Origin of the sequence: Microbacterium sp. NPDC007973 (genome assembly GCF_042958465.1) — a bacterium.
Taxonomy (GTDB): domain Bacteria; phylum Actinomycetota; class Actinomycetes; order Actinomycetales; family Microbacteriaceae; genus Microbacterium; species Microbacterium galbum.
Genome location: NZ_JBIBJJ010000002.1, coordinates 398,505 through 422,392 on the forward strand (window position 1 = coordinate 398,505; position 23,888 = coordinate 422,392).

Here is a 23,888-nt window from a genome sequence, read left to right on the forward strand (position 1 = left end):
GTCAGGGCCGCTCGGTGGTGATGTCGGCGACGGTGGCGCTGTACGCGGCGATCAGGTCGTCGGCTTCGACGAACAGGCTGTATCCGTGTGCTCCGGCCCCCATCGCGATGCGAGTGCCCACGATGCGTTCATCGGCGAAGACGGGCCATGCGGTGGAACTGCCGATCGGCACGATCGTGCCGCGCTCGTAGCCCGTCGCCGCGAGGGCCAGCTCGGGCTCGGGCAGGCGGAGCTTGTTCACCCCGACGACGGTTCGCAGCTTCGGCCAGGAGATGGCCCGATCGCCGGGAACCAGCGCGAAGAGGTACGTGTCGTCAGAGCGCTTGACGACCAGCGTCTTGACGATGGATGCCGAGGGGATGCCGAGCAGAGCGGCCGCCTCGTCGAGACTCGACGCAGCGGGTCGCTCACGCACATCGACAGAGAGGCCGCGCTCGCGCGCGGCCTCTCTGACTCTGATGGTGGGATCGCTCACGCGTCCGGCGCCCGCAGCGGGTCGTCGGCCACCCACAGCTCGTCGTCGGCCCGCAGCGTCTGCCAGGCGGCGTACGCGACGCCCGCCGCGGCGACGACGCCGAGGATGATGGCGATGACGCCACCGGCGCCCATGCCGTCGTGCTGTGACGGAAGCTTCTTGGAGAGGCGCTTCGAGGCCTGCTTGCCGTACTTCTCGGCGCGCTTCGCATACTTGTGGGTGTCGAGCTCGAAGCCCTTGCCCTTGGCGAGACGGTCGCGGGTGTCGCCTGCGGCGTCCCACACCGAGAGTGCACCGCCGACGACAGCACCAGCGGCCGGAACGACCTTGTTGCTGAGGAAGCGGTTGCTGTACTTCACGCTCTTGTCGACGTACGGCGCGGCGTACTTGTTGTAGCCGTCCTGCACGGCGGGGACGAGGTCTTCGCGGCTGAAGCGACCGAGCTGGTGGCCGGCTTCACGAGCGACCTTCCCGCTCTCGCCCAGCAGCACCTGCTGCGACTCCCACACCTTGGCGGCGTGCTTCTGGAGCTTGCGCAGTTCCTTCTTGCTCTTGCGGCTGAGGCCCACGGCTCATCCTCCCTGTCGATGGGATGTACGTTGCCCTCATCTTGCCAGAACGGGCCGTCCGCGCCGCCGACCCTTGCAGATAACTCTGAGAGAATGTACCCATGGCCAACCACACCGCCGTCGCGACCCTGCACACCAACCACGGCGACATCGTCGTCAACCTCTTCGGTGACCACGCTCCGCGCACCGTCCGCAACTTCATCGGTCTCTCCGATGGGACGCAGGAATGGACCAACCCGGCCACCGGCGCCAAGGGCGAGGGTCCCCTGTACAAGGACGTCATCTTCCACCGCATCATCCCCAACTTCATGATCCAGGGCGGCGACCCGCTCGGTCAGGGCATCGGCGGCCCCGGATACAACTTCAACGACGAGATCCACCCCGAGCTCGACTTCACCGCGCCCTACAAGCTCGCCATGGCCAACGCCGGCCTGCGTCGCAACGCGATCACGGGTCAGCCGGAGGGAACGAACGGCTCGCAGTTCTTCATCACCACCGACCCCACTCCGTGGCTCCAGGGCAAGCACACGATCTTCGGCGAGGTGGCGGATGACGCCTCCAAGGCCGTGGTCGACGCCATCGCCGCCGTTCCCACCGGTGCTCAGGATCGGCCGAAGGCGGACGTCGTGCTGCATTCGGTCGACATCGCCGCGGTCTGATCCGGACGGCGGCGGGTGTCCACCACCGAGGAGTTCCGTCGCAACAGCGACAACTTCTGCTACCGGCATCCCGACCGGCAGAGCTTCGTGCTGTGCCAGCGGTGCATGCGCACCGTGTGCTCGGAGTGCCGGACCCCCGCCGCCGTCGGAGTGATCTGTCCCGAGTGCATGGCGCAGCAGCGCGCCACGCAGACACCGGCGCAGAAGAAGGCTGAACGCCGCTGGGCGTCCCGTCCCATGTCGGTCGTCTCGTCAGGCCGGCCGACCATGACGCTCGGGATCATCGCCGTGACCGGATTGGTCTACATCGTCGGGCTGATCCCGGGTGTCGGAAGCGTGCTGTCCGACCTCTTGGCGTTCAACAGCTTCTTCGTGCTGCCGCAGGCGGGAATCCTGCAGCCGTGGCGTCTGCTCACGGTGGCACTCGTGCACGGCAGCTTCCTTCACATGGCGCTGAACATGCTCGCGCTGTGGTTCATCGGGCGCAGCCTCGAGCCGTTACTCGGCAGGGCGCGGTTCCTGATCCTCTATCTGCTCGGGGCGCTCGGCGGCTCGGTCGCCGTCGCCCTGCTGGCACCGGGTGTGTGGACGGTCGGCGCGTCCGGAGCCATCTTCGCGCTGTTCGGCGCATTGCTCGTGATCGGTCGGCACCTCGGCGCCGACATCCGCGTGATCGCGATCCTCATCGCCATCAACTTCGCCTGGCCGTTCGTCCTGGCCGGGATCAACGCGATCGGGTCCGGGAACTTCGCGTCGTCGCTCGCAGCCATCGGCATCTCGTGGCAGGCGCACCTCGGCGGCCTCGTCACCGGCGCCGTCGTCGGCGTCATCTACTCGCGCACGCGGGCGCAGCGTCAAAGGGGTCTGCAGACGGGTCTGCTCGTAGCCGTCACCGTGGTGCTCATCGCGCTGCTGGCGATACCCGCGGTGGCTTACCTCTGAGACTTATCCACAGCCTCATCCACAGGTGGGGATGAATTACACGGGTGTAAGTCAGCGCCAGCGGGTGGTCATGAGAAAGCCGACGAAGGCGATGCCGAACCCGATGACGAGGTTCCAAGGACCGATCCCCGGGATGGGGAACTGCGAGTTGCTGAGGTAGAACACCAGCACCCAGACGAGGCCGATCAGCATCAGGCCGATCATGATGGGCAGGAACCACACCGGGTTCGGGGCGGATCCACCGTCGTTGCGTTCGGCGATCGGGTCTTCGCCTTTGCCAGTTCGAGCCATGCGGCACAGTCTAATGCTCAGGTGTGCGCGAACCCACGGAACTAGACTCGCCTCGTGCACACCGTCCCTCAGCCTCAGACCCGACGGGCACGGCGGCGCACGACGGCTCCCCGTCGCGGTCTCTCGGTCATCGGCGTGATCGGCGACCTCCTCGTGACCGCCGGTGTGCTGGTGCTCCTCTTCGTCGTCTGGCAGCTGTGGATCGGCGACGTCATCATCGGATCGCAGTTCAAGAACGAGGCGCGCGATATCACCGAGTCGTGGGCGGCCGATCCGCCCCCACCGGCTCCGAGCGACACCTCGACTCCGGGCGTCCCGCCCACCGCCGATCCGCCGGCGATGACGCAGCCTGACGATGCCCAGATCTTCGGCGTCGTGCGCATTCCACGACTGGGTCCCGACTATCAGTTCCGCCTGGCCGGTGGGGTGAGCGCGTCGCGGACACTCGACCCCATCGGCCTCGGGCACTACCCCGACACCGCCATGCCCGGTCAGCTCGGCAACTTCGCGATCGCCGGTCACCGCGGGAGCCACGGGGCCCCCTTCGCGGATCTGCCGTCGCTGCACATCGGTGACGCCATCGTGGTCGAGACCGAGACCGGGTGGTACACCTACCGTTACCGCAACCTCGAGTACGTGCGTCCGGACGCGGTCGACGTGCTGCTGCCCCTTCCGCAGCACCCCGAGATCGAGGTGACCGACCGCATCATCACGATGACGACCTGCAGCCCGCGTTACGGCTTCTCGGAACGGGCGATCGCCTACGGTGTCTTCGAGTCGTACACCCCCCGGACCGAGGCGGGCCCGCCTCTCGCCCTGACTTCTGGAGCAGCCTGATGTACGGAGCCCTCTGGCGCGTCCTCCCCGGTCCGTGGTGGGTGCGCCTGCTGATCGTGATCGTCCTGCTGGCGGCCGTGCTCTACGGCCTCTTCTTCTACGTCTTCCCCTGGGTCAGCGACATCGTCTACCCGCAGGAGGTCACGGTCGAGTGAGCCCCTGGCGCGTCGTCATCGTCGACAACCGCGACAGTTTCGTCCACACCCTCGCCGGCTACCTGCGCGACCTGGGTGCGCAGACGGACCTCCTGTCCGCCGACGACACCAGGCTGACGACGGTCGTCCGACGGGCCGCCGATGCCGTCCTGGTCTCCCCGGGCCCGGGGCATCCCGCCGAAGCCGGCCAGTCCGAGCGAGTGATCCTCGAGGCGGCGGAGCTCGGCATCCCTCTTCTCGGCGTGTGCCTCGGGCACCAGGCCATCGCGACGGCGTTCGGGGGGCGCGTGGGGCACGCCCCCGAGCTGCTGCACGGGATCACGAGCGTCGTCCGACACGACGGCGCGGGCGTCTTCGCCGACCTGCCGGACGGATTCTCGGCGACGAGGTATCACTCCCTCGCGGTGGACCCGGGGGCGGTGCCGGACGCGCTCGAGGTGACGGCGCTCACGGATGGCGGTGTCGTCATGGGGCTCTGCCACCGCTCCGCGCCGATCGAGGGGGTGCAGTTCCACCCGGAGAGCATCCTCACCGAGGGGGGCCACGCGCTCCTGGGTCGGTGGTTGGAGAACGCCGGCATGCCCGGCGCGGCCGAACGCGCCGCCCGTCTCAGCCCGCGCGGCCTCAGGAGCCCGAGCAGACCGTCAGCGTGATCTCGCTGTGCACCGGCACCTCACCCGGGGCGAGCGACTGGCCGCTCACCGTCTGCGGCGTCGTGGCGCGGCATCCGGCGTCTTCCTGGGTGACGACCGTCAGCTGCTTGCTGTCGGACTCGAGCTCGCGCTTGGCGGCGTCGAGGGTGTACCCGGTGTAGTTGACGATCACGACCTGCCCGCTGGCGACCACGAGGTTGACCGCGGTGCCCTTGGCCAGCTGCGTGTCGGCCTCCGCGCTCGCGGAGATCACGGTGCCCGCGGCGAGGGCGGGGTCGGTGGTGCGACGGATCGATCCGACCGACAGGCCGGCGTTCTGCAGCGCGCTGCGCGCCTCGGACTCGGAGAGTCCTTCCAACGACGGCACCGACGCGGTGTCGGGTCCGGTCGAGACGTAGACGGTGACCTGCTGGCCGGATGCCACGGTGGTCCCCGAGTCGGGAGTGGTGCGCGTCACGTTGCCCGCGGCGATGCTCGCGTCGGGTTCGTTGACACGGTTCGCGGTGAGCTCCTGCGCCTCGAGTGTTTCGACCGCGCGGTCGTACGACATGTCGACGACGTTGGGGACGGTGAAGGAGTTCGTGGGCACGTCGTCGTTCGGCTGGATCTGCATCACCCAGATGAGAACGGCGACGAGGAGGACGGCGAGCACCGTCACCCCGGCCCAGATCCACGCGACGGGCGGACCGGGCTGGGTGCGACGCATGGTCGTGTCGGTACTGAGCTGCCGGAGCGAACGGGCGGTCTCGGCGGCCTGGCGGGGGTTCGGCCCGTAGAGCTCGTTCGACAGGGCCGACATCTGGCGCTTCGTCGGCGCCTTGCCGTCGGCGGTCTCATCGAGCGCCTCGCGGAAGCCCGCGGCATCCTGCGGACGCTGGAACGGGTCTTTCGCGAGGGCGCGCAGCACGATCGCGTCGAGGGCGCGGGGGATGCTCTCGTTGACCTCGCTCGGCGGCAGCGGGGCCTCGCTGACGTGCTGATACGCGACGGCCACGGGGGTCTCGCCGCGGAAGGGAGGGCGGCCCGTGAGCAGTTCGTAGAGCACGACACCGGTGGAGTAGAGGTCGGCTCGGGCGTCGACGGACTCACCCTTCGCCTGCTCCGGCGAGAAGTACGCCGCCGTGCCCACGATCGCGGTCGTCTCGGCGACGGTGGACGACGAGTCGGACACGGCTCGCGCGATACCGAAGTCCATGACTTTGACGCGTCCGGCATCCGTGATCATGACGTTGCCGGGCTTGATGTCGCGATGCACCACTCCGGCGCGGTGAGAGTACTCGAGGGCCTCGAGGATGCCGTCGACGTAGCGCAGCGCATCGTCGACCGGCACCGATCCCTCGGCGATGATCTCCTTCAGCAGGCGCCCGTGCACGAGCTCCATGACGATGTACGGAACGGGGCGCTCCTGGCCGTCGATGCCGACCTCGACGTCTTCGCCCGCGTCGAAGACACGGACGATGGTCGGGTGCGCCATGCGGGACGCCGCCTGCGCCTCGAGACGGAAGCGCGTACGGAATGCGGCGTCGCCCGCGAGATCGGCCTTGAGGATCTTGATGGCCACCGTGCGCCCGAGCGTCTGATCGTAGCCACGGTAGACGCTCGCCATGCCGCCGCGACCGATGAGGTCGTCGACGCGGTAGCGCCCGGACAGGACGCGCGTCTCAATGGTCACGAAAACTCCCGGAGGGGGTGGGTCGAAGCTCAGGGCTTGGTGGTGGCGGCGGCGCCGTTGCCCGTGGAGGAGGGGCTCGGCGAGTTGCCCCCGGTAATTGAGGCGGATGCCTCGCCGGAGGGCCCTGCCGTGCGGTCGGTGCCCGAGCAGCTCACGGTGTAGGTGACGCGCAGCGACTGTCCGGCCGAGTTGCTCACCTTCAGCTGCGCGTTGCGCTCGTCGGGCGAGAACGACGCCGTCGACTGACCGTTCGTGTCGAACGTGCCGTTGGTCGCGGTGAAGTTGTACGACGTCACGCTGCCGGTACCGGCGGGGCAGGAGTACTGCTGCCACGACACCTGGATGTCGCTGCCGGCCGTGACGGACGCGCCCGGGAGGGTGGGCGTGCCCGGCTGCTGCAGGGGCGTCTCTTCGCCGTACACGGTCACCGTGATGTTCGTGCCCTCGGGGTTGCGTCCCGTGGGGTCGACGATGTACACGAGACCGATCTGATCGGCGCTCTCGGCGGCGGTGCCGGTGGCGCACGTCGCGCCGAGGTTCGCCTCGCCCAGGATGCTGCGGGCTTCGTCGCAGGTCTTGCCGATGAGGTCGAGGGCGTCGACATCGACGAGCTGCGCCGACTGCGTGGGCGTCGGCGTGTTCGACGGAGATGCGGGGGTGCTCGGGGCCGCGGAGCTCGGAGCGGAACTGGTGGGGGCGGCGTCCGGTTCGCCCTGATTCGCCAGGAGCGTGAAGAGGGTTCCGCCGAGGACGAGGGCGAGCAGCACGATGAGCGCGACCAGCGGCCACGTCCAGGGGCTGCGCTTCTTCTTCTGCGGGGCGGCGTCCTCTTCGGTGTGCTCCTCCGTGAGGACGGGAGCGACGCCCGCGGCGGCGGCGCCGGCCGCGGGCAGCAGGCGCGTGGTGGCCGAGGTCTGCCCCGAGGTGAGGAGTTGCGTGGCGTCGTCGACGGAGGCGGCGCCGGCGGCGATCGCCGGGACGGCCGCCGCGGCAGCGGCGAGGTCGCCGCGGCGAAGGGCGGCTGCGGCGCGCGAGACGGCGGCGGAGGATGCCGGGCGGTCCTCGGGCTTCTTCGCGATCATCGCCATGACGAGGTTCTGCACCGGGACCGCGACCGTGGGCGGCAGGGGAGCGGGCTGCTCGTTGATCTGCGCCATGGCGATGGCCACCTGCGACTCGCCCGTGAAGGGACGCTTCCCGGCCAGGCACTCGTACGCGACGATGCCCAGCGAGTAGGTGTCGGTGGCCGGCGACGCCGGGTGTCCTGAGGCCTGCTCGGGGGAGAGGTACTGCACCGTGCCCATGACCTGGCCGGTCGCGGTGAGCGGGACCTGATCGGCGATGCGGGCGATCCCGAAGTCGGTGATCTTCACGCGGCCGTCGGGGGTGATCAGCAGGTTGCCGGGCTTGATGTCGCGGTGCACGAGGCCCGCGGCGTGCGCCGCCTGGAGGGCGGCTGCGGTCTGCGCGACGATGTCGAGGGTCTTGTCGCTCGAGAGCGACCCCTCGCGCTCGAGGATCGTGGACAGGGCCTCGCCGGGGACGAGCTCCATCACGAGGAAGGCGCTGCCGTCTTCCTCGCCGTAGTCGAAGACGCTCGCGATGCCCTCGTGGTTCACGAGCGCGGCGTGGCGGGCTTCGGCGCGGAAGCGCTCGAGGAAGCCCGGATCGCCCATGTACTCGTCTTTGAGGATCTTGATGGCGACGGTCCGGCCGATGACGTGGTCGGTCGCCTCCCAGACCTCGCCCATACCGCCGATCGCGATCCGTGAATCGAGCTCGTACCGCCCGCCGAAGGTCACACCCTGTGTCGGTCTCATTTACCCAGCACCGCCTCCATGACCTTCTTCGCTATCGGGGCGGCGATCTCGTTGCCGCTCCCGCTCTGCCCCTGGCCTCCACCGTTTTCGACGACCACGGCGACGGCGACCTGAGGGTCGTCCGCCGGTGCGAAGCCGGTGAACCAGAGAGTGTAGGGGCGGGAATCGTTCTCCGCGGTGCCGGTCTTACCCGCCACCTGGACCCCGTCTATTCTTGCATTCGATGCCGCGCCGTCCTGGACGTTCGCCGTCATCATCGCCACCATCTGGGCGGCGACGTCGGACTCGATCGCGCGACCGAACTCACTGCTGGTTCCCTCGTCGGTCACCGACAGGTTCGGCTCGATCACCCGATCGACCATCCGCGGGTTCATGACCACGCCGTCGTTCGCGATGCCCGCCGAGACCATGGCCATCTGCAGCGGCGTGGCGCGGACGTCGCCCTGGCCGAAGCCGCTCAGCGCGGTCTGCGGCGCGTTGGGGCTGGCCGGGTAGGTGGACGCGGTCGACGTCAGCGGCATCGTGAAGGACGTGTTGAAACCGTACTTCTCCGCCTCCGCGCGGATCGCGTCGTCTCCCAACTCGACAGCGAGCTCGGCGAACGGGATATTGCAGCTCAGCCGCAGGGCCGTCGCGATGGTCACGGTGTCGCCGCCGCCGCACGTTCCGCCGCCGGCGTTGCTGACGACGTTGGTCGACTGCGGCAGCGTGTAGGCGGCGAGATTGGGGAAGGCCGAGTCGGGGGTGTACTTGCCGGATGCCAGGGCGGCCGAGGCCACGACGAGCTTGAACGTCGACCCCGGGGGGTTGAGGTTCCCCGCGATGGCGCGGTTGTCGAGCGGCTTCGCGCTGTCGGCGACCAGCTGGTCGTACGCCGCGTTCACGGCATCCGTGTCGTGGGAGGCGAGCGTGTTCGTGTCGAAGCTCGGCTTCGAGACCATGGCGAGGATGCGCCCGGTCGAGGGTTCGATCGCCACGACGGCGCCCTGCTGGTCGCCGAGGGCGTCCCACGCCGCCTTCTGCACGTTGGCGTCGAGCGAGAGTTCGACGTTCGATCCGCGCGGGGCCTGGCCGGTGATGGCGCGGTCGATGCGCGAGAAGAACTGGTTCGAGTCGGAGCCGCTGAGCACGCTGTTCTCGGCGGACTCGATGTTGGTCTTCGCGTCGAGCACGGGGTTCATGTAGCCGGTCACGGGCGCCCACATGGCGGCATCCGCGTATTGGCGCTGCCAGCTGTACACGTCGTCGGACGGGACCGACTGGGCGATCGGCGTGCCGCTGACGATGATCGATCCGCGCTGGATCTCGAAGGAGTCGTAGAGGGCGCGGGTGTTGCCCTGGGTGTTGGTCAGGGCGTTCGCCTGGACGACCTGGATGACGCTCGTCGAGGCGAACAGCGCCAGGAACATGGCGAGCATGACGATGCTGAGGCGTCGGAGTTCTTTGGTCACGGTGCCTCCTCGGGTCGGGGGGCGGCGGGGGTGCGGCGCATCAGCCGATCACCACCCGGGGGCGGGAGCGGACGGCGTCGGAGATGCGCAGCAGGAACGCCACGATGATCCAGTTCGCGATGAGCGACGACCCGCCGGCGGCGAGGAAGGGCGTGGTCAGACCCGTCAGCGGGATGACGCGCGTGACGCCGCCGACCATGATGAACACCTGCAGGGCGATCGTGAACGAGAAGCCCGTCGCGAGGAGCTTTCCGAAGTCGTCCTGACCGGCGAGACCGACGCGGATGCCGCGGCTGGTGAACACCATGTACAGCGCGAGGATCGCGAAGATCCCGACGAGACCGAGCTCCTCGCCGAGGCTGGGGACGATGTAGTCGCTCTGCGACAGCGGCGTGATGTACGGACGCCCCTGGCCGAGCCCGGTGCCGAACAGTCCACCGTGGGACAGGCCGAAGATGCCCTGCACCAGCTGATAGCTGCCGCCGTCGCGGTCGATGACCTCGGGGTCGAAGGCGTTCAGCCAGTTGGCGAAGCGGCCCTGGACGTAGGGCAGAACGCGGGATGCCAGGAACGCACCGCTGGCGACGAGGATCAGGCCGATGACGACCCAGCTCGTCTTGCCGGTCGCGGCGTAGAGCATGGCGACGAACATGCCGAAGATGAGCAGGCCGGTTCCGAGGTCGCGCTGCAGCACGATGATGCCGAGCGAGACGAGCCAGATGATGAGCACCGGGCCGAGCTCGCGCGCCCGCGGCCAGGTCATGAAGAGGAACCGGGTGCCCGTGGAGGTGAGGCTCTCTCGGGTGCGCACAAGGTAGCCGGCGAAGAAGATCGCGAGGCAGATCTTCGCCAGCTCACCGGGCTGGAACGACACGAAGCCGAGCGAGACCCACACGTCGGCGTTCTGGTCGGTGCCCAAACCCGGCACGAACGGCAGGAGCAGCAGCAGGATGCCGACCAGCCCCGAGAGGTAGGTGTACCGGAAGAGGACGCGGTAGTTGCGGACGAAGATCAGCACCGCCAGTGCGCAGACCATCGCGATGGCGGCCCACGCGATCTGGCGGTGACCCGTGGCATCCCATCCGCTGCTCTGGTCGGCGAGGTCGATGCGGTAGATCATCGCGATGCCGAGACCCGTCAGCACGGTGGCGATGGGGAGGACGAACGGATCGGCGTCGCGCACGCGCAGGCGCAGCACGACGTGCATCACGAGGCCGAGCACGGCGGGCACGGCGGCGAGCGAGAGGAAGCCCGTGTCGATCGCACCGGTCGCCCCGAGCTGGACGAGGGCCACCGCGGAGCCGTAGACGGCGATCGCGAAGACGAGCAGACCCAGCTCGCGGTTGCGCTGCGTCGCCGGGACGCGGATCTTCTTCAGGGCGCGCATCACGGCCGTGTCGGTCGACACGGCGTCGGGGGAGCGCGTCTGCTTCTGGTCGGTCATCCGCTTCCCTCCGCCGCCGGGCGCAGGCGGTCGACGATCAGCTCCGCATCGGAGAGCGAGCGGGCCGAGATCGTGGCCTCGACGGTCTGACGGTCGAAGTCCGACAGATCGGCGAGCACGATGTTGGTGTCCTCGTAGACGGTCGACAGCGAGATCGGCCCGATGGACTGCTGGATGCCGCGGTAGATCACGACCGAGTTCTCGTCGGCGCCGACGTAGTACCGCGTCTGGGTCCAGTTGTACCCGGCGAACAGGGCGAGCCCGATGCCGGCCAGCACGACGAGCAGCGCGGCGAGCCAGCCGAAGCGGCGACGGCGCGCGCGACGGCGGTCTTCTTCGATGAGCTCCTCGAGGAACTCCGCGGCGGGCTCGAAGTGGGTCGGTTCGTTGGCGACCTGGCGGGCGTGGTGCAGCCAGTTCGGACGGCTGGGCCGGGCCGCCGGGACGACTACGCCGCTCGGGTTGGAGGCGGAGCCGACGATCGCCGGGGTGCCGATGAACACCGGATGCTGGCCGCCCACGTCGACGAGCACCACGGTGACGTTGTCGGGCGCGCCGCCGTCGAGCGCCTGCTTGAGCAGCGCGTCGGCCGTGCGCGCCGGGGGCATGCCGAGGGCGAGCGTCTTGGCGGTGTGCGGGTCGTCGACGACCCCCGACAGCCCGTCGGAGCACAGCAGCCAGCGATCGCCGTCCTGTGTCGGCATGATGAAGCTGTCGACCTCGGGATCGGGGTCCATGTCGCCGAGCACGCGCATGAGGACGGAGCGCCGCGGGTGGTATCGCGCCTCTTCGGGCGTGATGCGGCCCGAGTCGACGAGGCGCTGCACGAAGGTGTGGTCGGCCGTGATCTGCGTGAGCGTGTCGTCGCGGTAGAGGTAGATGCGCGAGTCGCCGATGTGGCCGATGACGGCGTAGTCGTCGACCATCACCAGGGCGCTCACCGTGGTGCCCATGCCGGCGAGCTCGGGGCGGCGGGCGACCGTGTCGATCAGCTCGGCCGCGGTGTCGGCGAGGGCGTCGCGGATCGCGTGCTCCGCCTGCGCGGGGGTGCCGAAGGGCTGGTCGAGCTCGGTCAGCCGGTGGATCGCCAGACTCGAGGCGACGTCGCCTCCGGCATGACCGCCCATCCCGTCGGCGACGACGAAGAGGTTGGACCCGGCATAGCCGGAGTCCTGATTGTTGGAGCGCACCTTGCCCGTGTGCGAGATGGCGGCGCTCGAGCCCTGGAAGACCATGGAGGTGGCTTACGTCCTCAACTCGAACGTGGTCGCGCCGACCTTGATGGGCGCACCCACCTTGACCTGCACGGGCGACGCGACGCGGACGCCGTCGTGCGTCGTTCCGTTGGTGGAGTCGAGGTCCTGCAGCATCCACTGATCGCCCCACAGCACGAGTCGGGCGTGGTGGCTGGAGGTGTAGTCGTCGCGGATGACGAGACCCGACTCGCTCGACCGACCGATCGTGAGCGGCTCGGTGCCCAGCGGGAGTTCGAGACCCGCCTTGGGGCCGCTCGTGATGACGATGCGCGAGACCGCCGCGGTCGTCGCGAGAGCCCCGACCGGGGCGGGAGCGGGCGGTGCGGCCGGACGCTTGACCTGCGTGGTCACGGCGTCGGGAGACGCTGTCGGCGCCGCGGCCGCGGGAGCGGACGACGCTGCCGCCGGCTCGGGGAGCTTGCGCACCTTCACGCCGAAGAGGTCGGCACGCAGCGAGTAGACGACGCCGAACACGAAGAACCACAGCAGCACGAGGAACCCGCCCTGCAGAAGAAGAAGAGTCAGCTGACTCATGACAGGGGTCCCCGTTCCCGGACGTCGAAGATGCTCGTGGCGTCGGACGCCTGCGGGCGCCGCGGCGGCTGCGCCTGCGCGACCACACGGAACACGATATTGGTGCGGCCGATCGAGATCGTCGAATCGGGGGGCAGTGCCGCCTCCGAGACCTTGCGGCCGTTCAGGGTGGTGCCGTTGGTCGAGCCCAGGTCGCGGACCATCGCGCGCTCACCGTCCCACAGGATCTCGACGTGCTTGCGGCTGGTGCCGGCGTCGGGGATGGTGATGTCGGCGTCGCTGCCGCGTCCGATCACGGTGCGCGAGCTCGTGAGCGGATGACGCGTGCCGTCGATGTCGACGACACCGCGCCAGGCGACACGGCCCTCGGTGGTCTGCGAGTCCACGCGGAGCGTGCCCGTCGACAGGGAGGAGTCGCGCTCGATCGTGATGGCGACGGGCCCCGCGAACGAGTAACCCTGCGTGCGGGCGTGCTTCTTCACGAGCGTGTCGAGCTCGGTGAGCAGTGTGGAGCCCAGGGCGCCCATCTTCTCGTCGTCGGCGGGGGAGAGGCGCACCGAGAAGGCGTTCGGCGCCAGGATGCGCTCGCGCGTGACCACCACGGCCTTCTTGTCGAGCTCGCTGCGCAGCGCGGAGGCGATCTCCACCGGCTGGATGCCGCTACGGAAGGTCTTCGCGAACGCACCGTTGACGGCGCGTTCGAGACCTTTCTCGAAACTGTCGAGTAGTCCCACGAGACTCCTTCGGGCAGGCAGACCAGTAGGCACATCGTAGCCAGGGCGGCTGGGCAGGTCATGGAAGCGGCCTCCCGCGGCCGCGTTTCGTCACGTGGACCCCGCCGTGATATTCTCGGGAAGTTGAGTTCGTGGCATTCGTGCCGTGACTCGCGCGAGTGGCGGAATAGGTAGACGCGCTGGCTTCAGGTGCCAGTGCCCGCAAGGGCGTGGGGGTTCAAGTCCCCCCTCGCGCACAGAACGACGAAGACCCCGGGGTTCATCCCCGGGGTCTTCGTCTTCTGCAGGACGAGAAGTCGTCCGCGTCGGAAAGTTATCCACAGTTTCCACCCCCTGTGAGCGAAGTTCTCCCCAGGACGTTCTCCGCCGCGATCATGCGGGCGGTCTCGCGGAATTACGCGGATGTAATTCCCCTCGACGCCCGGAATGACGGGCACGTGAACCGCGTCGACGTGACGTCGGCGAGCCGTCCGCGCCGACTTCCCACAGGGTTATCCACATGAGTTTTTCGACTGTGCACAGAGTTGTCCACAGATTGGGGATGAAGAGCTCAACGGCGCAGACGGTCGAGTCGCGCCTGCATCGCGACGACGAGGAGCACCACCGCGGCGCCCCCCCAGCGCGAGCAACGCCATCGGGACGGCATCCGGTCCCGCCGGCGTCGCCTGCCCGAACTCGTCCTGCCACGGCCAGAGGGCGCGGAGGATCCGAGCATGAGGCCCGTCATCAGAGCGAGCATGATCCCGCGGAACCGGGCGAGGAGCACCCGCAGCAGGTTCACGAACAGGCTGAGGCCCACCACCGCCCCGATGGCGAAGGCGAGGAGGTACGGGACATCGCGTTCATTGACGGCGACGAGTGTCGTCTCGTACAGCCCGAAGATCAGCAGCAGGACTGCGCCCGACAATCCCGGCATCACGAGGGCGCAGACAGCGACCGCCGCGGAGAGGGGGACGGCGGTCGGCGAGATGGTCGGCCATCCGCCCCACGCTATGCGAACAGCCGAACGCGCCCCGCGCGAACCAGACAATGAGCGCCGATGCAACCCACCCCGCGAAACGCTTTCCTGGGAGGAGGCTGTATGCAATGAGTCCCGCCGTGCGCGGGCTTCGGTTCTCACTCGCGAAAGGAACGACAACATGGGATTCTTCGGATTTCTCCTCCTCGGCCTCCTGGCCGGCGCCATCGCCAAGCTGATCCTCCCCGGGAAGCAGGGTGGCGGCTGGCTGATCACGCTGGTGCTCGGCGTCGTCGGCGCCCTGCTCGGCGGCTTCCTCGGTGGACTGCTGTTCAACGCCCCGCTTCAGGACTTCTTCTCGATCCAGACGTGGCTGCTGGCCATCGGTGGATCGATCATCGTGCTGCTGATCTACGGCCTCATCGTGGGGCGTCGCGCCGCGCGCTGATCACGTGACACAAGGGCCCGGGGCGGGGAACCGCGTCCCGGGCCCTCGCACGTCGTCACGGCGACGTCGATTCGGCGTCCGAGCGCGCCGCCGTCTCAGCGGACGTGCGAACCGCGTGACGGGCGCGCTTTACTGATCAGGATGCCGACCCGACCCCGCCCCTCGTTCGTCCTCGCGCTGCTGCTCGGTGCGATCGCGGCCGCCGTCGCGATCTGGCCTCAGGGAGTCGGCATCCATCGTCTCCCGCTCGTCACCAACGCCATCTCCCTCCGGGCTCCACTGGCCATCGGCCTCGCCGTGGCGGCCCTCGCGTGCGCGGCGATTGCGGTGCGACGTCGTCGCTGGGGAGTCTCGGCGGCCCTCGCCCTCTCGCTCGTCGCGGCGGCGGTGGGTAACGGCGTCGTGCTCGCGGTGCGCGGCCCGGGCGCGGCCGTGCCCGACGGGGAGCTCACCGTCATGGCCTGGAACACCTACGGTGGATCCGTCACGCCGGAACGGATCGCACGCGCCGTGCGGGAGACGGGCGCGGACGTCGTGAGCCTGCCCGAGACGGATGCCTTCGCCGCGGCGGAGGTGGTCGGCATCCTGCAGGCGGGTGGAGTCTCGATGCGCCACGACACGGTGTGGGCGGCGGAGGGCGGCGAGACGATCCCCACCTCGATCCTCATCTCCGACACGCTCGGCGTCTACACGCGAGACGTCCGCGCGGGATCGACGCCCGGACTGCCGAGCGGCCTGTGGCGCCCGGTCGACGGCGGGGGACCGACGCTCGTCGCCGCGCATCCGATGCCTCCCCTGCCCGAAGTCCTGGATGAGTGGGACGCCGGGCTGGCCTGGATCGCCGATGCCTGCGCCGCCGACGATGTGATCGTCGCGGGCGACCTCAACGCGACCCTCGACCACTTCGACGGCTACGGCGCCGCCGGAGGCGATCTGGGCGGATGCCGCGATGCCGCCGCCGCAGTCGGCTCGGCCGCCGTGGGAACGTGGCCCGTCCGGCTCCCGGCGCTGCTCGGCGCCCCCATCGATCACGTGCTCGTCGGCTCGGCGTGGACGGTCGACGGGTTCTCCGTCATCGCGGGGTTCGATGACGCCGGGAGCGACCACCGCCCGATCGTCGCGACGCTGTCCCGACGCTGACGCAGCAGCGTCCGCACGGGATCAGTATGGCCGCGCGGGGCCGCCCCCAAACTCCCGGCCCCGCGCGGATGAGCGGCGAAGCCCCGCCGCTGTGAGCAGCATTCTGGCGCGTTCTCGCCGCCGGCGCGCACGATTCGTCGCGAATGCGGCGCGTGGTCCCTCGCGAGGCGCGGAAATCGGCCGGGGGGGCCGGTGGCGATTTCATCCGTTCGGACTACGCGTCGCGACGATCGAGACCGTTCCGGGCGCCCCAGAGCGCGAGCTGCGTCCGGTCACCGAGGTGGAGCTTGCGCAGGGCGGCCGCCGTCTGACTCCGTACCGTGTTGACCGAGACGGAGAGATGGCGCGCGATGTCGTCGTTGGAGGTCACGCCGCTGCTCAACAGCCCCACCACGCGCCGTTCCGCGGCGGTGAGCAACTCGAGTTGTGCGGGATCGGCCGGCGTCGGCCGCGCCTCGCGGAGCTCGCGCAGCAGCCGGGGTGCGACGAGCGGCGAGATCGTCGCCGTGCCGGCCGCGGTGCCGCGGATGACCGGCAGCAGCTGGTCGCTGTCGTGGCCCTTCAGCAGATACCCGCTGGCACCGGCCTCGAGGGCATCGACGAGGAAGGAGTCGGACACCTCGCTGGTCAGCAGGACCACTCGGCAGCGATCGGCGCGCTCGGCCGTGATCCGACGGGTCGCCTCGATGCCGTCCATGCCGGGCATGTGCAGATCCATGAGCACGACGTCGACGCGCTCGGCTCGCGCCAGGACCACGGCATCCTGTCCGTTCGACGCCTCTCCGGCGACGCGGATCCCCCGGGCGTTCTCGAGCCGCAGGCGGATGCCGCGGCGGACGGTGCGGTTGTCGTCGACGATGAGGACGCTGACCTCGGGGTCGGCGGCTGTCACGGCGAAACCGCGTCGAAGGCGCCGACGGGAGCGCGCAGGGTGACCGACCATCCGCCGTCGTCGCGGGGACCGGCGGTGAGAGTGCCGTGGATCAGGTCCACCCGCTCGGCCATGCCGGTCAGTCCCCATCCGAGACCCCCGGCATCCGGCGCCGTGCGGGGGACGAGGGCGGGGGCATTCCGCACGGCGACATGCAGGGTGGCGGGGGACGCCTCGACATCGACTCGCGTCGCGGCTCCCGGGGCGTGCTTGCTCGCGTTCGTGAGCGCCTCCTGCACGACGCGGTATGCCGTCGTGGAGACCATCGCGGGGAGGTCGGCCATGGATCCGCGCACCTCGATCTCGATGCTCATGCCGCGCGCCGCCCAGAAGTCGCGCAGGTCGTCGAGGGAACGCAGGTCGAGGGTCGGTCCGACGCGCGAGCCGTTCTGGATGCGGAGGTCTCGCAGGGCGGCGTACAGGCTGGCCGACGCGAAGCGCCCCTCGGCCCGCATCTCGGCGATGAGCTCGGTCGCCTGCGCGGTGTCGAGGACGTCGATGTCGACGGCCGCATCGGCGAGGGAGAGCAATCCGGCGAGGTGCTGGCCGGCCACGTCGTGGAGTTCTTGGGCGATGCGCGCGCGTTCGAGGGTGGTGACGCGCTCGATCTCGGCGGCATGGCGCTCGGCGGCGGCGGCGAGTTCGTCGCGCGTGCGTCGGAGGACACGCATGCGCCGCGCCCACCAGATGCCCAGGGCTGCCGCGCCCGCGACCGGGGTGCCGAAGGCGAGGACGGCCTCGAGGACGAAGCTGCCCACGATGCCGAGGGGGACGCCCGTTGAAAGGGCCCACCCGAGGAGGGAGAGGCTCACCGCGGCGACCACCGTGACGGACCACCCGACGGCGACCAGCGGTCGCCTGCTCACGGCGAGGAGGAAGACGGCGACCGCCACCACGAGCGGGAGAGCCGTGAGCCAGCGGGGGATGGACAGGCCGACGACGAGAGCGACGTAGCAGGCCGCGGTGCCGATGACGGCGACCACCGGCGCGCGGGCACTGAGGAAGAGGAACGCGCTCTGGGCCGCGCAGCCCAGGACGACGAGGGCGACGACGGCAGCCAGGGGAACGGGTCCGTCCCAGGGGAACTCGCCCTCCAGCAGCCCCGCGAGCGGGTTGGTCAGAGCCTGCACGGTGGTGACGAGGAAGACGATCGCGACGAAGACCGCCAGCGAGCGGGGACGCGTCAGGACGCGGGTGAGGTCGTCGTTCGTCGGCACCGCGTCACTCTAGCGTCGGCGGGAGGACGTAGACCACGTCCGCCCCATCGCGTTCGTGCTCGACGAAACCGATGCGCGCGAGCATGTCGTGAGCGGGCTCGTCGTCGACCGACACGCAGGCGTAGAGCGGCCTCTCGGCCTCCCGGACGGTCAGCTGGCGCAGGGCCTCCGTCGGCGCCTCGTCCCCGGCATCCGGTGTCACGGCGAGCAGGATCTCGCGGTCGCCGTCGACGTCCATCGCGGCGGCGACGCCGGAGAGCCGGCCGTCTTCCGAGACCGTGTACACCTCGACGTCGGGGCGGTCGACCCACGCGTCGAAGGAGGCCCGCCCCTCGAAGACACCGCGCGGCCAGGAGGATCTGCTGGCCGACACGGCGTCGAAGGCGGCATCCCGGTGGTCGTCGGTCAGGGCGCGCAGCTCGATGTGGGGCATGCCGTCACGGTAGTGCTGTGCCGCGGTGGCGGGTGAGACCTTGTGCGGTCAGGCGAAACCGTGCAGCGCGAGGAACGTCCAGCTGGCGCCGTTCGCGTCGCGCCTCGCGATCTGCTCGCGGAGGTGCCGGAAAAGCGGTGCGCGGGTGTCGTCGTCGATGCTGTCCCACCCGTCCAGGTTGCGGCGGAGGACGAGGTCGGTCTGTTCGAAGGCCTTGCGGAAGACGACGTTGCGCGATTCGGCCACCAATTGCGAGTAGAACGCCATCATGGTCTCGACATAGACACTCGACGACGGGGCGTCGCGGAGGGCGTCGGTGAGGACGAGAGTCTCGGCGATCTCCTCGTCGGTCGCGCGGTCGAGGGCGACGTGCATCACGCCGGCGATCGTGTGGGCGGCGTATTCGCGCATGTCCGTGCGGGCACGGTCGGTGAGGGCGGCCACACGCGTGTATCTGTTGGCGGCGACCTCGACGAGACCGATGCGTTCGAGGCGCTGCAGGGCCTCGCGGACGGGAGTGCGCGAGATGCCCATGAGTGCGGCCAGTTCGACGTCGCGCAGACGGTCGCCGGGCTGCAGGCGACCGTCGACGATGGCCTCGCCGAGAGAGCGGTATGCCGCGTCGACGAGGGCCGAAGCGCGCCGCCGACCATCCATCAGCCGGATTTTACGACTCATCGCTAGCACAGAACATGGACATAACTGACTGATTCTTCGTTTTCGTGTCGCGCGCACGCTCGCGCGCCGGTAAAGTGATCGCCGTCACGCATCGCGTGGCATATCCGGGGGGATCCGTCGACGCCCGGGCTTCGAGCTTTGCTCAGCCCGGGCGTCGTATGGGCTCGGGGCACTTCTCCCGCCATTCCGGCGCATTCCCCGGACCGCAACGTTTGGGTCACGGTGCCGTGCGCCGGAGGATTCCGGCCGTTACCGTGGGGGCACAGACCGGCGCGCTCGGCGTCGGCTCAAGGGGAAAACGGCATCACGATGAGCACGCAGGGCACGGTCAAGTGGTTCAACTCGGAGAAGGGCTTCGGCTTCATCGCCCCCGATGACGGCGGGCAGGACGTCTTCGCGCACTACAGCGCGATCCAGTCGGGCGGCTACCGCTCGCTCGAGGAGAACCAGCGCGTGGAGTTCGAGATCGCCCAGGGCCCCAAGGGCCTGCAGGCGGAGAACATCCGCGCACTCTGACGCCGTCGGCTGCGGCCGATGCCGCCCCGTCCGCACGTTCTTCCGCGGTCGGGGCGATCAGCGTTCCTGGCGGACGAGCTCCACCCCGGCGGCCGCGAACTGCCGGATCGTGGCGTGAGGCAGGAACGCCCGCGTGAGCGCCGCCCCGATCCTCGTCAGGTCTGCCTCGTCGCGGTAGAGGAGATACATGGTCTCGTACCGCGGGTGGAATTTCTGCTTGAAGCGGTGGAGCGACGCGAAGCCGTAGACGGGCTCGAGCATGTCGGCCATGCGCGTCTGCAGATCGGCGATGGCTCCGGCATCCGGGGGGTACTCGTGGGCCAGAGGGGCGCCCGACAGCGACATGATCTGCGCGCCCTCGGCTGAGAACTGCTGCGCCGACGATCCGATCAGGTATTCCATGACGGGGCCGAAGCCGCCGTCGCGCCGTCGCATGAGGTCGAGGGTCCATCCCCGTACCTCTCCCTCGCCGTAGACCGGCAGCCATGAGAGGAACCCGTCGACGTCGCCGTCGGGGGAGACGGCGAGGGCCAGGCGCACCTCGGGGTCTGAGGCCTCGTGAAGCGTGCCGAGGGTGAAGCCCATCTCGGGCAGACCCTTGTCGCCCACCCACCTCTCGGAGATCGCCCGCAGCTGCTGGCGCACGCCCCACGGTTCCTCGGCGAGGCGCGTGAGCCGGAACGTCATGCCCTCGCGCTGAGCACGGTTCAGCGATGTGCGCACCGCGCCCCAGGCCTTGCCGGTGAACTGCAGACCGGGCAGATCGACCACGGTGTCGTCGGCGACCACGATGCGGCGCCAGTCGGCGGGCACGAGGGCGCTCGTCGCCTCGCCGGCGCTGAAGAAGCAGGGCGCCAGGCCGGCGGCCTCGGACCGCTCGATGAATCGTCGGACGGTGGCGGCGCGATCGGCGTCAGGGCCGAGAGGATCGCCCAGCGCGAGGGCGACCCCCGACCGGCGCTGGTAGGCGATGATGCCGCGGCCGAACCGGGCGTACGACATTCCGTCCCACGTCGTCATCCACGACAGCGTTCCGCCACCGCTGGCACGCAGCTCGGTCTTCACGTCGTCGAGCGTCGGTGCGGGCGCGTCGCCGAGGGCGGCGCGCGGGCGGGCGCGGAACGCCCCGCGCACCAGCACGACGTACACGGATGCCACGACCCACAGCACCGACGACGCCAGCACGCTCGTGACGTCGGTGTCGATCTCGGCCTCGATTCCGGACAGACCGACGGCGACCAGGAGGCCGATGACCGCGACGACGAGCAGGACGTTGAGGAGGCAGTACACCAGGACCACGACCCAGGCCCACCGACGACCGCGGCGGAGGGACGTGGCGACGACGAGCACGACCGCGGTGTTGAGCGCGACGTCGATCCACGATCCGGAGGTCGCGGCCGAGGTACCGAAGGGACCCGTCATCGGCGCGACGTAGCCGAGGATCTCGAAGGCGCCCAGGCCGCACACCACCACGAAGGCGATGAGGCGCTGTTCGCGCACGCTCACTCGCTGCGGCCGGAGCGAGCGGTCGACGGCGAGCACGAGGCCCACGGCGAGCACGTGCTCCAGATCGGGGAGGGAGCCGTAGTAGACGAACGTCACGGCGAGGATCGCGATGAACACGGTCCACGCGCGCAATCGCCACGGTGACGGCAGGAGCGCGAGCGCCCCGGCGATGCATGCGAAGACGCCGCCGGAGGGGCCGACGTCGAGGGCGGCGGCCTGCTGCTGCGCCCACGCCCACGGCAGCAGCGACGCGAGGGCGAGGAATCCCGCGGACGCCAGGACGGAGAAGAGCTGGCCTCCGGCGAAGAAGACCGCCGTGGCGCGGCTCCCCCGCCGGTACTCGAAGAACGCCATGATCGCCACGGCGGGCACGCCTGCGAGGTAGACCCAGGGCTCCGAGACGAAGAACGTCCCCGTGACGAGGGTCCACCACCGGCCCTCGGCGAACGCGGGGAGCCCGTACGCGACATCGGCGTACATCGAGGATGCCGAGAACGGCGACCACAGGCCGCCCCCGATGATCCCGCAGAGGATGAGGACGGTGACCAGCCCGAGCGTGACCGGGATGCCTCGGGCCACGGCCGAGAGGCGTCGGATGGGGGAGGAGTCCGCCATGCCGCTCACCATATTGCACGGCGCGGCGACGACGCCTCAGTCGCGAGCGGTCGGAACGGCGTGCCACGCCGCGCGCGCGTTGGCCAGGGCCTCGGCGGCGTCGGTGGCGGCGCGGGCCGCGGCGAGCTCGCGCCGGGCTCGCGCGAGCTGCAAGCGGTCGGCGATGTGTGGGACGTCGCCGCGCGCATCCGCGGCGGCGAGGGCGGCACGCGCGCACGCGAGCGTGCCGGGAAGCGCCGCGCGAGCGGCCTCGAGCTGCTGACGCGCGTTGACGGCTGCGGCGAGAGCGCGATCGCGCGTCTCGCGCACGCGCGCCACGGTCGCGATCGCCTCGCGCGGGCGGTGCTCGGCGGCCGCGGCGGCGGTCTCGAGCTCGCGGAGGGCCGCCCGCAGCATCTCGTCGGCGGACGGAGCGCACTCCGCAGGGCGGGCAGTCGCGATCGCGATCGCCGCGTCGAGCTCGTCGCGGGCGGCCGCGAGCTCGGCGTCGGCGTTCTCGGCCGCCTGCAGGGCCAAGCGGTGCACGTCTTCGACGGCACGCCCATTCCTCTCGGCGCGACGCAGCGCCGCGGTGGCGCGACGAAGGACGGAGGGGGACGGGTCGGTCTCGGCGTCGAGCAGCGCCTCGTCGGCGTCGGAGATCGCCGAGGCCGCGGCGTCAGCGGCGCGCTGGGCGTCGATCCAGTCGGACGCATCGAAGCGTCGACGCAGCGCCCTGAGAAGAGGCTCCGGGTCACCCGTCGCCTCGAGGAGACCATCGCGGCGCACCCGGGCGGCGTCGCGCAGAGCGGCGGGGAGTCGGCTGTCGGCCGCCCACTCGTCGAGGCGGCTCCGCAGGGCGTCGACCCGCGCACGGCTCGTGTCGAGGTCTCGGCCGACCCGTCGGGCCTGGTCCCGCCGACGCGCCGGGACGGCGGAGCGGTCGTCCAGCTCCCCCAGGTCGGTGAAGCCGCGGTCGCGGTCGCGATGCGCGGCGGTGCGCCCGCGCCGCAGGTCGGTGGGCGCGTCGGGTGCGTCGAGAGCGTCGACCGCCTCGAAAGCCACGTCGAGGTCGTCGACGGCGTCGTCGAGGCGCCGCAGCGCCTCCGCCGCATCCGCGACGGCCTCGTCGGCGGCCGCGCGGGCGCGCGGCGAACGGCGCGTCGCCCGAACGACGAGAGCGGTCACCCCGGCGACGACGAGCACCGCGATCAGAGCGATGACGAACGGCACCGCCGCGCCGAGGTCAGGCACCGGCGGGGTCCTCCACCAGCAGCAGAGCGCGCAGCTGCGCCACGTCATCGACGGCGGCTTGCGCGCCGTCGGCCTCGTGGGGCCAGCTGAAGCCCCAGCGGACGAAGATCACCGGCACACCGGCATCCGCTCCGCCTTCGACGTCGTGATGCCGATCGCCGATCAGCACGGGGCGCGAGACGTCGGCTCCGGTGGCGGCGAGACGACGCAGGGCCTCGCGGACGATGTCGGCCTTGGAACTCAGGGTTCGTTCGTCGAGGGTCGCCCCCACGACGGCTTCGAGGTCGGGGGCCAGACCGAAGTGGTCCATGAGCGCGACGACCTGCACCTCGGGCTTGGAACTCGCGGTCGACTGCGGCACTCCGGCCGCGTGCACGTCGTGCAGGAGGTCGGCCACGCCGGGGTAGAGCTGCGCGCTGACCGTGTAGCCCTCGCTCTTGTTGAGCTCGCGGTAGAACACGACCGCCGCGGTCGCCTCCTCGGGGGTCATGCCGACGTTGGCCTGGAACGACTCGAACATCGGCGGGCCGATCCAGTGCGACAGCTCGCCGCGCGTGGGCGCCCGGTGACCGAAGTGCTCGAGAGTCGTGGTCAGGCGGCGGAGGATCCCCTCCGATGCGTCGACGAGGGTGCCGTCGACGTCCCACAGGACGCAGGAGAAGGGAGAGCGAACGCGCATACGACCACGCTACCGGCGGAGCCGTGCGGGGTGGGTCTCAGC

26 protein-coding genes and 1 tRNA gene are annotated in these 23,888 nt (G+C 70.1%); 9 read left to right on the forward strand and 18 right to left on the reverse strand.

Going from position 1 to position 23,888, the window contains the following annotated elements; genetic code table 11:
• Position 1 precedes the first annotated feature (1 nt).
• Both ACFZA2_RS06970 and ACFZA2_RS06975 read right to left on the reverse strand, forming a co-directional pair.
• Positions 2-475, reverse strand: a complete 474-nt coding sequence (locus ACFZA2_RS06970; RefSeq protein WP_391402456.1) for an aminoacyl-tRNA deacylase — start codon at positions 473-475, stop codon at positions 2-4.
• On the reverse strand, positions 472-1,044 hold the full coding sequence (locus ACFZA2_RS06975) for a DNA helicase (protein ID WP_391402459.1): 573 nt from the start codon (positions 1,042-1,044) through the stop codon (positions 472-474). Before ACFZA2_RS06975 ends, ACFZA2_RS06970 begins: the two co-directional genes overlap by 4 nt.
• A 101-nt stretch (positions 1,045-1,145) precedes the next feature.
• Here ACFZA2_RS06975 and ACFZA2_RS06980 point away from each other — a divergent pair, with 101 nt between their 5' ends.
• Both ACFZA2_RS06980 and ACFZA2_RS06985 read left to right on the forward strand, forming a co-directional pair.
• Positions 1,146-1,703 carry a peptidylprolyl isomerase gene (locus ACFZA2_RS06980; protein WP_363388302.1) on the forward strand — a complete coding sequence of 186 codons (558 nt, stop codon included), beginning with the start codon at positions 1,146-1,148 and terminating at the stop codon, positions 1,701-1,703.
• Positions 1,704-1,718: 15 nt separating this feature from the next.
• The gene (locus ACFZA2_RS06985; protein ID WP_391402462.1) at positions 1,719-2,645 is read left to right on the forward strand and encodes a rhomboid family intramembrane serine protease; all 927 of its coding nucleotides are present in this window, start codon (positions 1,719-1,721) and stop codon (positions 2,643-2,645) included.
• 51 nt (positions 2,646-2,696) lie between these two features.
• On the opposite strand, the gene ACFZA2_RS06990 is transcribed toward ACFZA2_RS06985, so the two are convergent.
• Entirely contained in the window at positions 2,697-2,936 is a 240-nt protein-coding gene (locus tag ACFZA2_RS06990) for a cell division protein CrgA (RefSeq protein WP_076673116.1), read from the reverse strand.
• A 54-nt stretch (positions 2,937-2,990) separates the two neighbouring features.
• Here ACFZA2_RS06990 and ACFZA2_RS06995 point away from each other — a divergent pair, with 54 nt between their 5' ends.
• From ACFZA2_RS06995 to ACFZA2_RS07005, 3 genes are read left to right on the forward strand one after another with little or no spacing between them, the layout of a single operon-like run.
• Positions 2,991-3,773: a class E sortase gene (locus tag ACFZA2_RS06995; protein WP_391402466.1), complete on the forward strand. Its 783-nt coding sequence runs from the start codon at positions 2,991-2,993 to the stop codon at positions 3,771-3,773.
• Complete coding sequence (locus tag ACFZA2_RS07000; protein ID WP_315994111.1) at positions 3,773-3,928, forward strand: hypothetical protein; 156 nt, start codon at positions 3,773-3,775, stop codon at positions 3,926-3,928. The genes ACFZA2_RS06995 and ACFZA2_RS07000 overlap by 1 nt, the downstream gene beginning before the upstream one ends.
• Positions 3,925-4,581, forward strand: a complete 657-nt coding sequence (locus tag ACFZA2_RS07005) for an anthranilate synthase component II (RefSeq protein WP_391402469.1) — start codon at positions 3,925-3,927, stop codon at positions 4,579-4,581. Before ACFZA2_RS07000 ends, ACFZA2_RS07005 begins: the two co-directional genes overlap by 4 nt.
• Here the strand turns inward: ACFZA2_RS07005 and pknB are convergent.
• The 7 genes from pknB to ACFZA2_RS07040 are packed head-to-tail and all read right to left on the reverse strand — an operon-like array spanning position 4,553 to position 13,492.
• Entirely contained in the window at positions 4,553-6,253 is a 1,701-nt protein-coding gene (gene pknB / locus ACFZA2_RS07010) for a Stk1 family PASTA domain-containing Ser/Thr kinase (RefSeq protein WP_391402472.1), read from the reverse strand. The two genes, ACFZA2_RS07005 and pknB, sit on opposite strands and share 29 nt — an antisense overlap.
• 29 nt (positions 6,254-6,282) lie before the next feature.
• Entirely contained in the window at positions 6,283-8,073 is a 1,791-nt protein-coding gene (locus tag ACFZA2_RS07015) for a serine/threonine protein kinase (RefSeq protein WP_391402475.1), read from the reverse strand.
• A complete protein-coding gene (locus ACFZA2_RS07020) occupies positions 8,070-9,524 on the reverse strand; it encodes a peptidoglycan D,D-transpeptidase FtsI family protein (protein ID WP_391402478.1) in 1,455 nt (484 codons plus the stop codon). The genes ACFZA2_RS07015 and ACFZA2_RS07020 overlap by 4 nt, the downstream gene beginning before the upstream one ends.
• Positions 9,525-9,564: 40 nt before the next feature.
• A complete protein-coding gene (locus ACFZA2_RS07025; protein ID WP_391402481.1) occupies positions 9,565-10,968 on the reverse strand; it encodes an FtsW/RodA/SpoVE family cell cycle protein in 1,404 nt (467 codons plus the stop codon).
• Positions 10,965-12,203 (reverse strand): PP2C family serine/threonine-protein phosphatase, encoded by a 1,239-nt coding sequence (locus ACFZA2_RS07030; RefSeq protein WP_315994105.1) that lies wholly within the window; start codon positions 12,201-12,203, stop codon positions 10,965-10,967. The genes ACFZA2_RS07025 and ACFZA2_RS07030 overlap by 4 nt, the downstream gene beginning before the upstream one ends.
• A gap of 9 nt (positions 12,204-12,212) precedes the next feature.
• The gene (locus ACFZA2_RS07035) at positions 12,213-12,758 is read right to left on the reverse strand and encodes an FHA domain-containing protein (protein ID WP_315994104.1); all 546 of its coding nucleotides are present in this window, start codon (positions 12,756-12,758) and stop codon (positions 12,213-12,215) included.
• Entirely contained in the window at positions 12,755-13,492 is a 738-nt protein-coding gene (locus tag ACFZA2_RS07040; RefSeq protein WP_315994103.1) for a DUF3662 and FHA domain-containing protein, read from the reverse strand. The genes ACFZA2_RS07035 and ACFZA2_RS07040 overlap by 4 nt, the downstream gene beginning before the upstream one ends.
• A gap of 152 nt (positions 13,493-13,644) precedes the next feature.
• On the opposite strand from ACFZA2_RS07040, the gene ACFZA2_RS07045 reads away from it, so the two are divergent.
• Positions 13,645-13,728, forward strand: a tRNA-Leu gene (locus ACFZA2_RS07045).
• Between the two features lie 314 nt (positions 13,729-14,042).
• Here the strand turns inward: ACFZA2_RS07045 and ACFZA2_RS07050 are convergent.
• Positions 14,043-14,678 carry an undecaprenyl phosphate translocase family protein gene (locus tag ACFZA2_RS07050; RefSeq protein WP_391402486.1) on the reverse strand — a complete coding sequence of 212 codons (636 nt, stop codon included), beginning with the start codon at positions 14,676-14,678 and terminating at the stop codon, positions 14,043-14,045.
• Here ACFZA2_RS07050 and ACFZA2_RS07055 point away from each other — a divergent pair.
• A complete protein-coding gene (locus tag ACFZA2_RS07055) occupies positions 14,632-14,898 on the forward strand; it encodes a GlsB/YeaQ/YmgE family stress response membrane protein (protein WP_315994068.1) in 267 nt (88 codons plus the stop codon). The genes ACFZA2_RS07050 and ACFZA2_RS07055 overlap by 47 nt on opposite strands.
• Before the next feature lie 141 nt (positions 14,899-15,039).
• Positions 15,040-16,038 carry an endonuclease/exonuclease/phosphatase family protein gene (locus ACFZA2_RS07060; RefSeq protein ID WP_391402490.1) on the forward strand — a complete coding sequence of 333 codons (999 nt, stop codon included), beginning with the start codon at positions 15,040-15,042 and terminating at the stop codon, positions 16,036-16,038.
• Between the two features lie 214 nt (positions 16,039-16,252).
• On the opposite strand, the gene ACFZA2_RS07065 is transcribed toward ACFZA2_RS07060, so the two are convergent.
• From ACFZA2_RS07065 to ACFZA2_RS07080, 4 genes are read right to left on the reverse strand one after another with little or no spacing between them, the layout of a single operon-like run.
• Entirely contained in the window at positions 16,253-16,930 is a 678-nt protein-coding gene (locus tag ACFZA2_RS07065; RefSeq protein WP_391402493.1) for a response regulator, read from the reverse strand.
• Positions 16,927-18,186: a sensor histidine kinase gene (locus ACFZA2_RS07070; RefSeq protein ID WP_391402496.1), complete on the reverse strand. Its 1,260-nt coding sequence runs from the start codon at positions 18,184-18,186 to the stop codon at positions 16,927-16,929. The genes ACFZA2_RS07065 and ACFZA2_RS07070 overlap by 4 nt, the downstream gene beginning before the upstream one ends.
• A 4-nt stretch (positions 18,187-18,190) precedes the next feature.
• Positions 18,191-18,619, reverse strand: a complete 429-nt coding sequence (locus ACFZA2_RS07075; RefSeq protein ID WP_391402499.1) for a hypothetical protein — start codon at positions 18,617-18,619, stop codon at positions 18,191-18,193.
• A gap of 48 nt (positions 18,620-18,667) precedes the next feature.
• Complete coding sequence (locus tag ACFZA2_RS07080) at positions 18,668-19,276, reverse strand: GntR family transcriptional regulator (protein ID WP_391402502.1); 609 nt, start codon at positions 19,274-19,276, stop codon at positions 18,668-18,670.
• A 330-nt stretch (positions 19,277-19,606) separates the two neighbouring features.
• Between ACFZA2_RS07080 and ACFZA2_RS07085 the strand changes: the two genes are divergently transcribed.
• Positions 19,607-19,813, forward strand: a complete 207-nt coding sequence (locus tag ACFZA2_RS07085) for a cold-shock protein (RefSeq protein WP_136586350.1) — start codon at positions 19,607-19,609, stop codon at positions 19,811-19,813.
• A 57-nt stretch (positions 19,814-19,870) separates the two neighbouring features.
• Here ACFZA2_RS07085 and ACFZA2_RS07090 read toward each other — a convergent pair whose 3' ends face one another.
• From ACFZA2_RS07090 to ACFZA2_RS07100, 3 genes are read right to left on the reverse strand one after another with little or no spacing between them, the layout of a single operon-like run.
• Positions 19,871-21,934, reverse strand: a complete 2,064-nt coding sequence (locus ACFZA2_RS07090; protein ID WP_391402505.1) for a bifunctional lysylphosphatidylglycerol flippase/synthetase MprF — start codon at positions 21,932-21,934, stop codon at positions 19,871-19,873.
• A gap of 36 nt (positions 21,935-21,970) precedes the next feature.
• Positions 21,971-23,167: a hypothetical protein gene (locus ACFZA2_RS07095; RefSeq protein WP_391402508.1), complete on the reverse strand. Its 1,197-nt coding sequence runs from the start codon at positions 23,165-23,167 to the stop codon at positions 21,971-21,973.
• Positions 23,160-23,846 (reverse strand): HAD hydrolase-like protein, encoded by a 687-nt coding sequence (locus tag ACFZA2_RS07100; RefSeq protein ID WP_391402511.1) that lies wholly within the window; start codon positions 23,844-23,846, stop codon positions 23,160-23,162. Before ACFZA2_RS07100 ends, ACFZA2_RS07095 begins: the two co-directional genes overlap by 8 nt.
• Positions 23,847-23,888 lie beyond the last annotated feature (42 nt).

Excerpts from the sequence above, each read along its gene's own strand:
- ACFZA2_RS07000 (WP_315994111.1), top strand. The coding sequence starts at position 3,773 with ATGTACGGAGCCCTCTGGCGCGTCCTCCCCGGTCCGTGGTGGGTGCGC.
- ACFZA2_RS07100 (WP_391402511.1), bottom strand. The coding sequence starts at position 23,846 with ATGCGCGTTCGCTCTCCCTTCTCCTGCGTCCTGTGGGACGTCGACGGC.
- ACFZA2_RS07085 (WP_136586350.1), top strand. The coding sequence starts at position 19,607 with ATGAGCACGCAGGGCACGGTCAAGTGGTTCAACTCGGAGAAGGGCTTC.
- ACFZA2_RS07030 (WP_315994105.1), bottom strand. The coding sequence starts at position 12,203 with ATGGTCTTCCAGGGCTCGAGCGCCGCCATCTCGCACACGGGCAAGGTG.
- ACFZA2_RS07050 (WP_391402486.1), bottom strand. The coding sequence starts at position 14,678 with ATGGCGCCGGCCAGGAGGCCGAGGAGGAGAAATCCGAAGAATCCCATG.
- ACFZA2_RS07025 (WP_391402481.1), bottom strand. The coding sequence starts at position 10,968 with ATGACCGACCAGAAGCAGACGCGCTCCCCCGACGCCGTGTCGACCGAC.
- ACFZA2_RS07090 (WP_391402505.1), bottom strand. The coding sequence starts at position 21,934 with ATGGCGGACTCCTCCCCCATCCGACGCCTCTCGGCCGTGGCCCGAGGC.
- ACFZA2_RS07080 (WP_391402502.1), bottom strand. The coding sequence starts at position 19,276 with ATGGATGGTCGGCGGCGCGCTTCGGCCCTCGTCGACGCGGCATACCGC.
- ACFZA2_RS07060 (WP_391402490.1), top strand. The coding sequence starts at position 15,040 with ATGCCGACCCGACCCCGCCCCTCGTTCGTCCTCGCGCTGCTGCTCGGT.
- ACFZA2_RS07075 (WP_391402499.1), bottom strand. The coding sequence starts at position 18,619 with ATGCCCCACATCGAGCTGCGCGCCCTGACCGACGACCACCGGGATGCC.
- ACFZA2_RS07055 (WP_315994068.1), top strand. The coding sequence starts at position 14,632 with ATGGGATTCTTCGGATTTCTCCTCCTCGGCCTCCTGGCCGGCGCCATC.
- ACFZA2_RS06990 (WP_076673116.1), bottom strand. The coding sequence starts at position 2,936 with ATGGCTCGAACTGGCAAAGGCGAAGACCCGATCGCCGAACGCAACGAC.
- ACFZA2_RS07035 (WP_315994104.1), bottom strand. The coding sequence starts at position 12,758 with ATGAGTCAGCTGACTCTTCTTCTTCTGCAGGGCGGGTTCCTCGTGCTG.
- ACFZA2_RS06980 (WP_363388302.1), top strand. The coding sequence starts at position 1,146 with ATGGCCAACCACACCGCCGTCGCGACCCTGCACACCAACCACGGCGAC.
- ACFZA2_RS07015 (WP_391402475.1), bottom strand. The coding sequence starts at position 8,073 with ATGAGACCGACACAGGGTGTGACCTTCGGCGGGCGGTACGAGCTCGAT.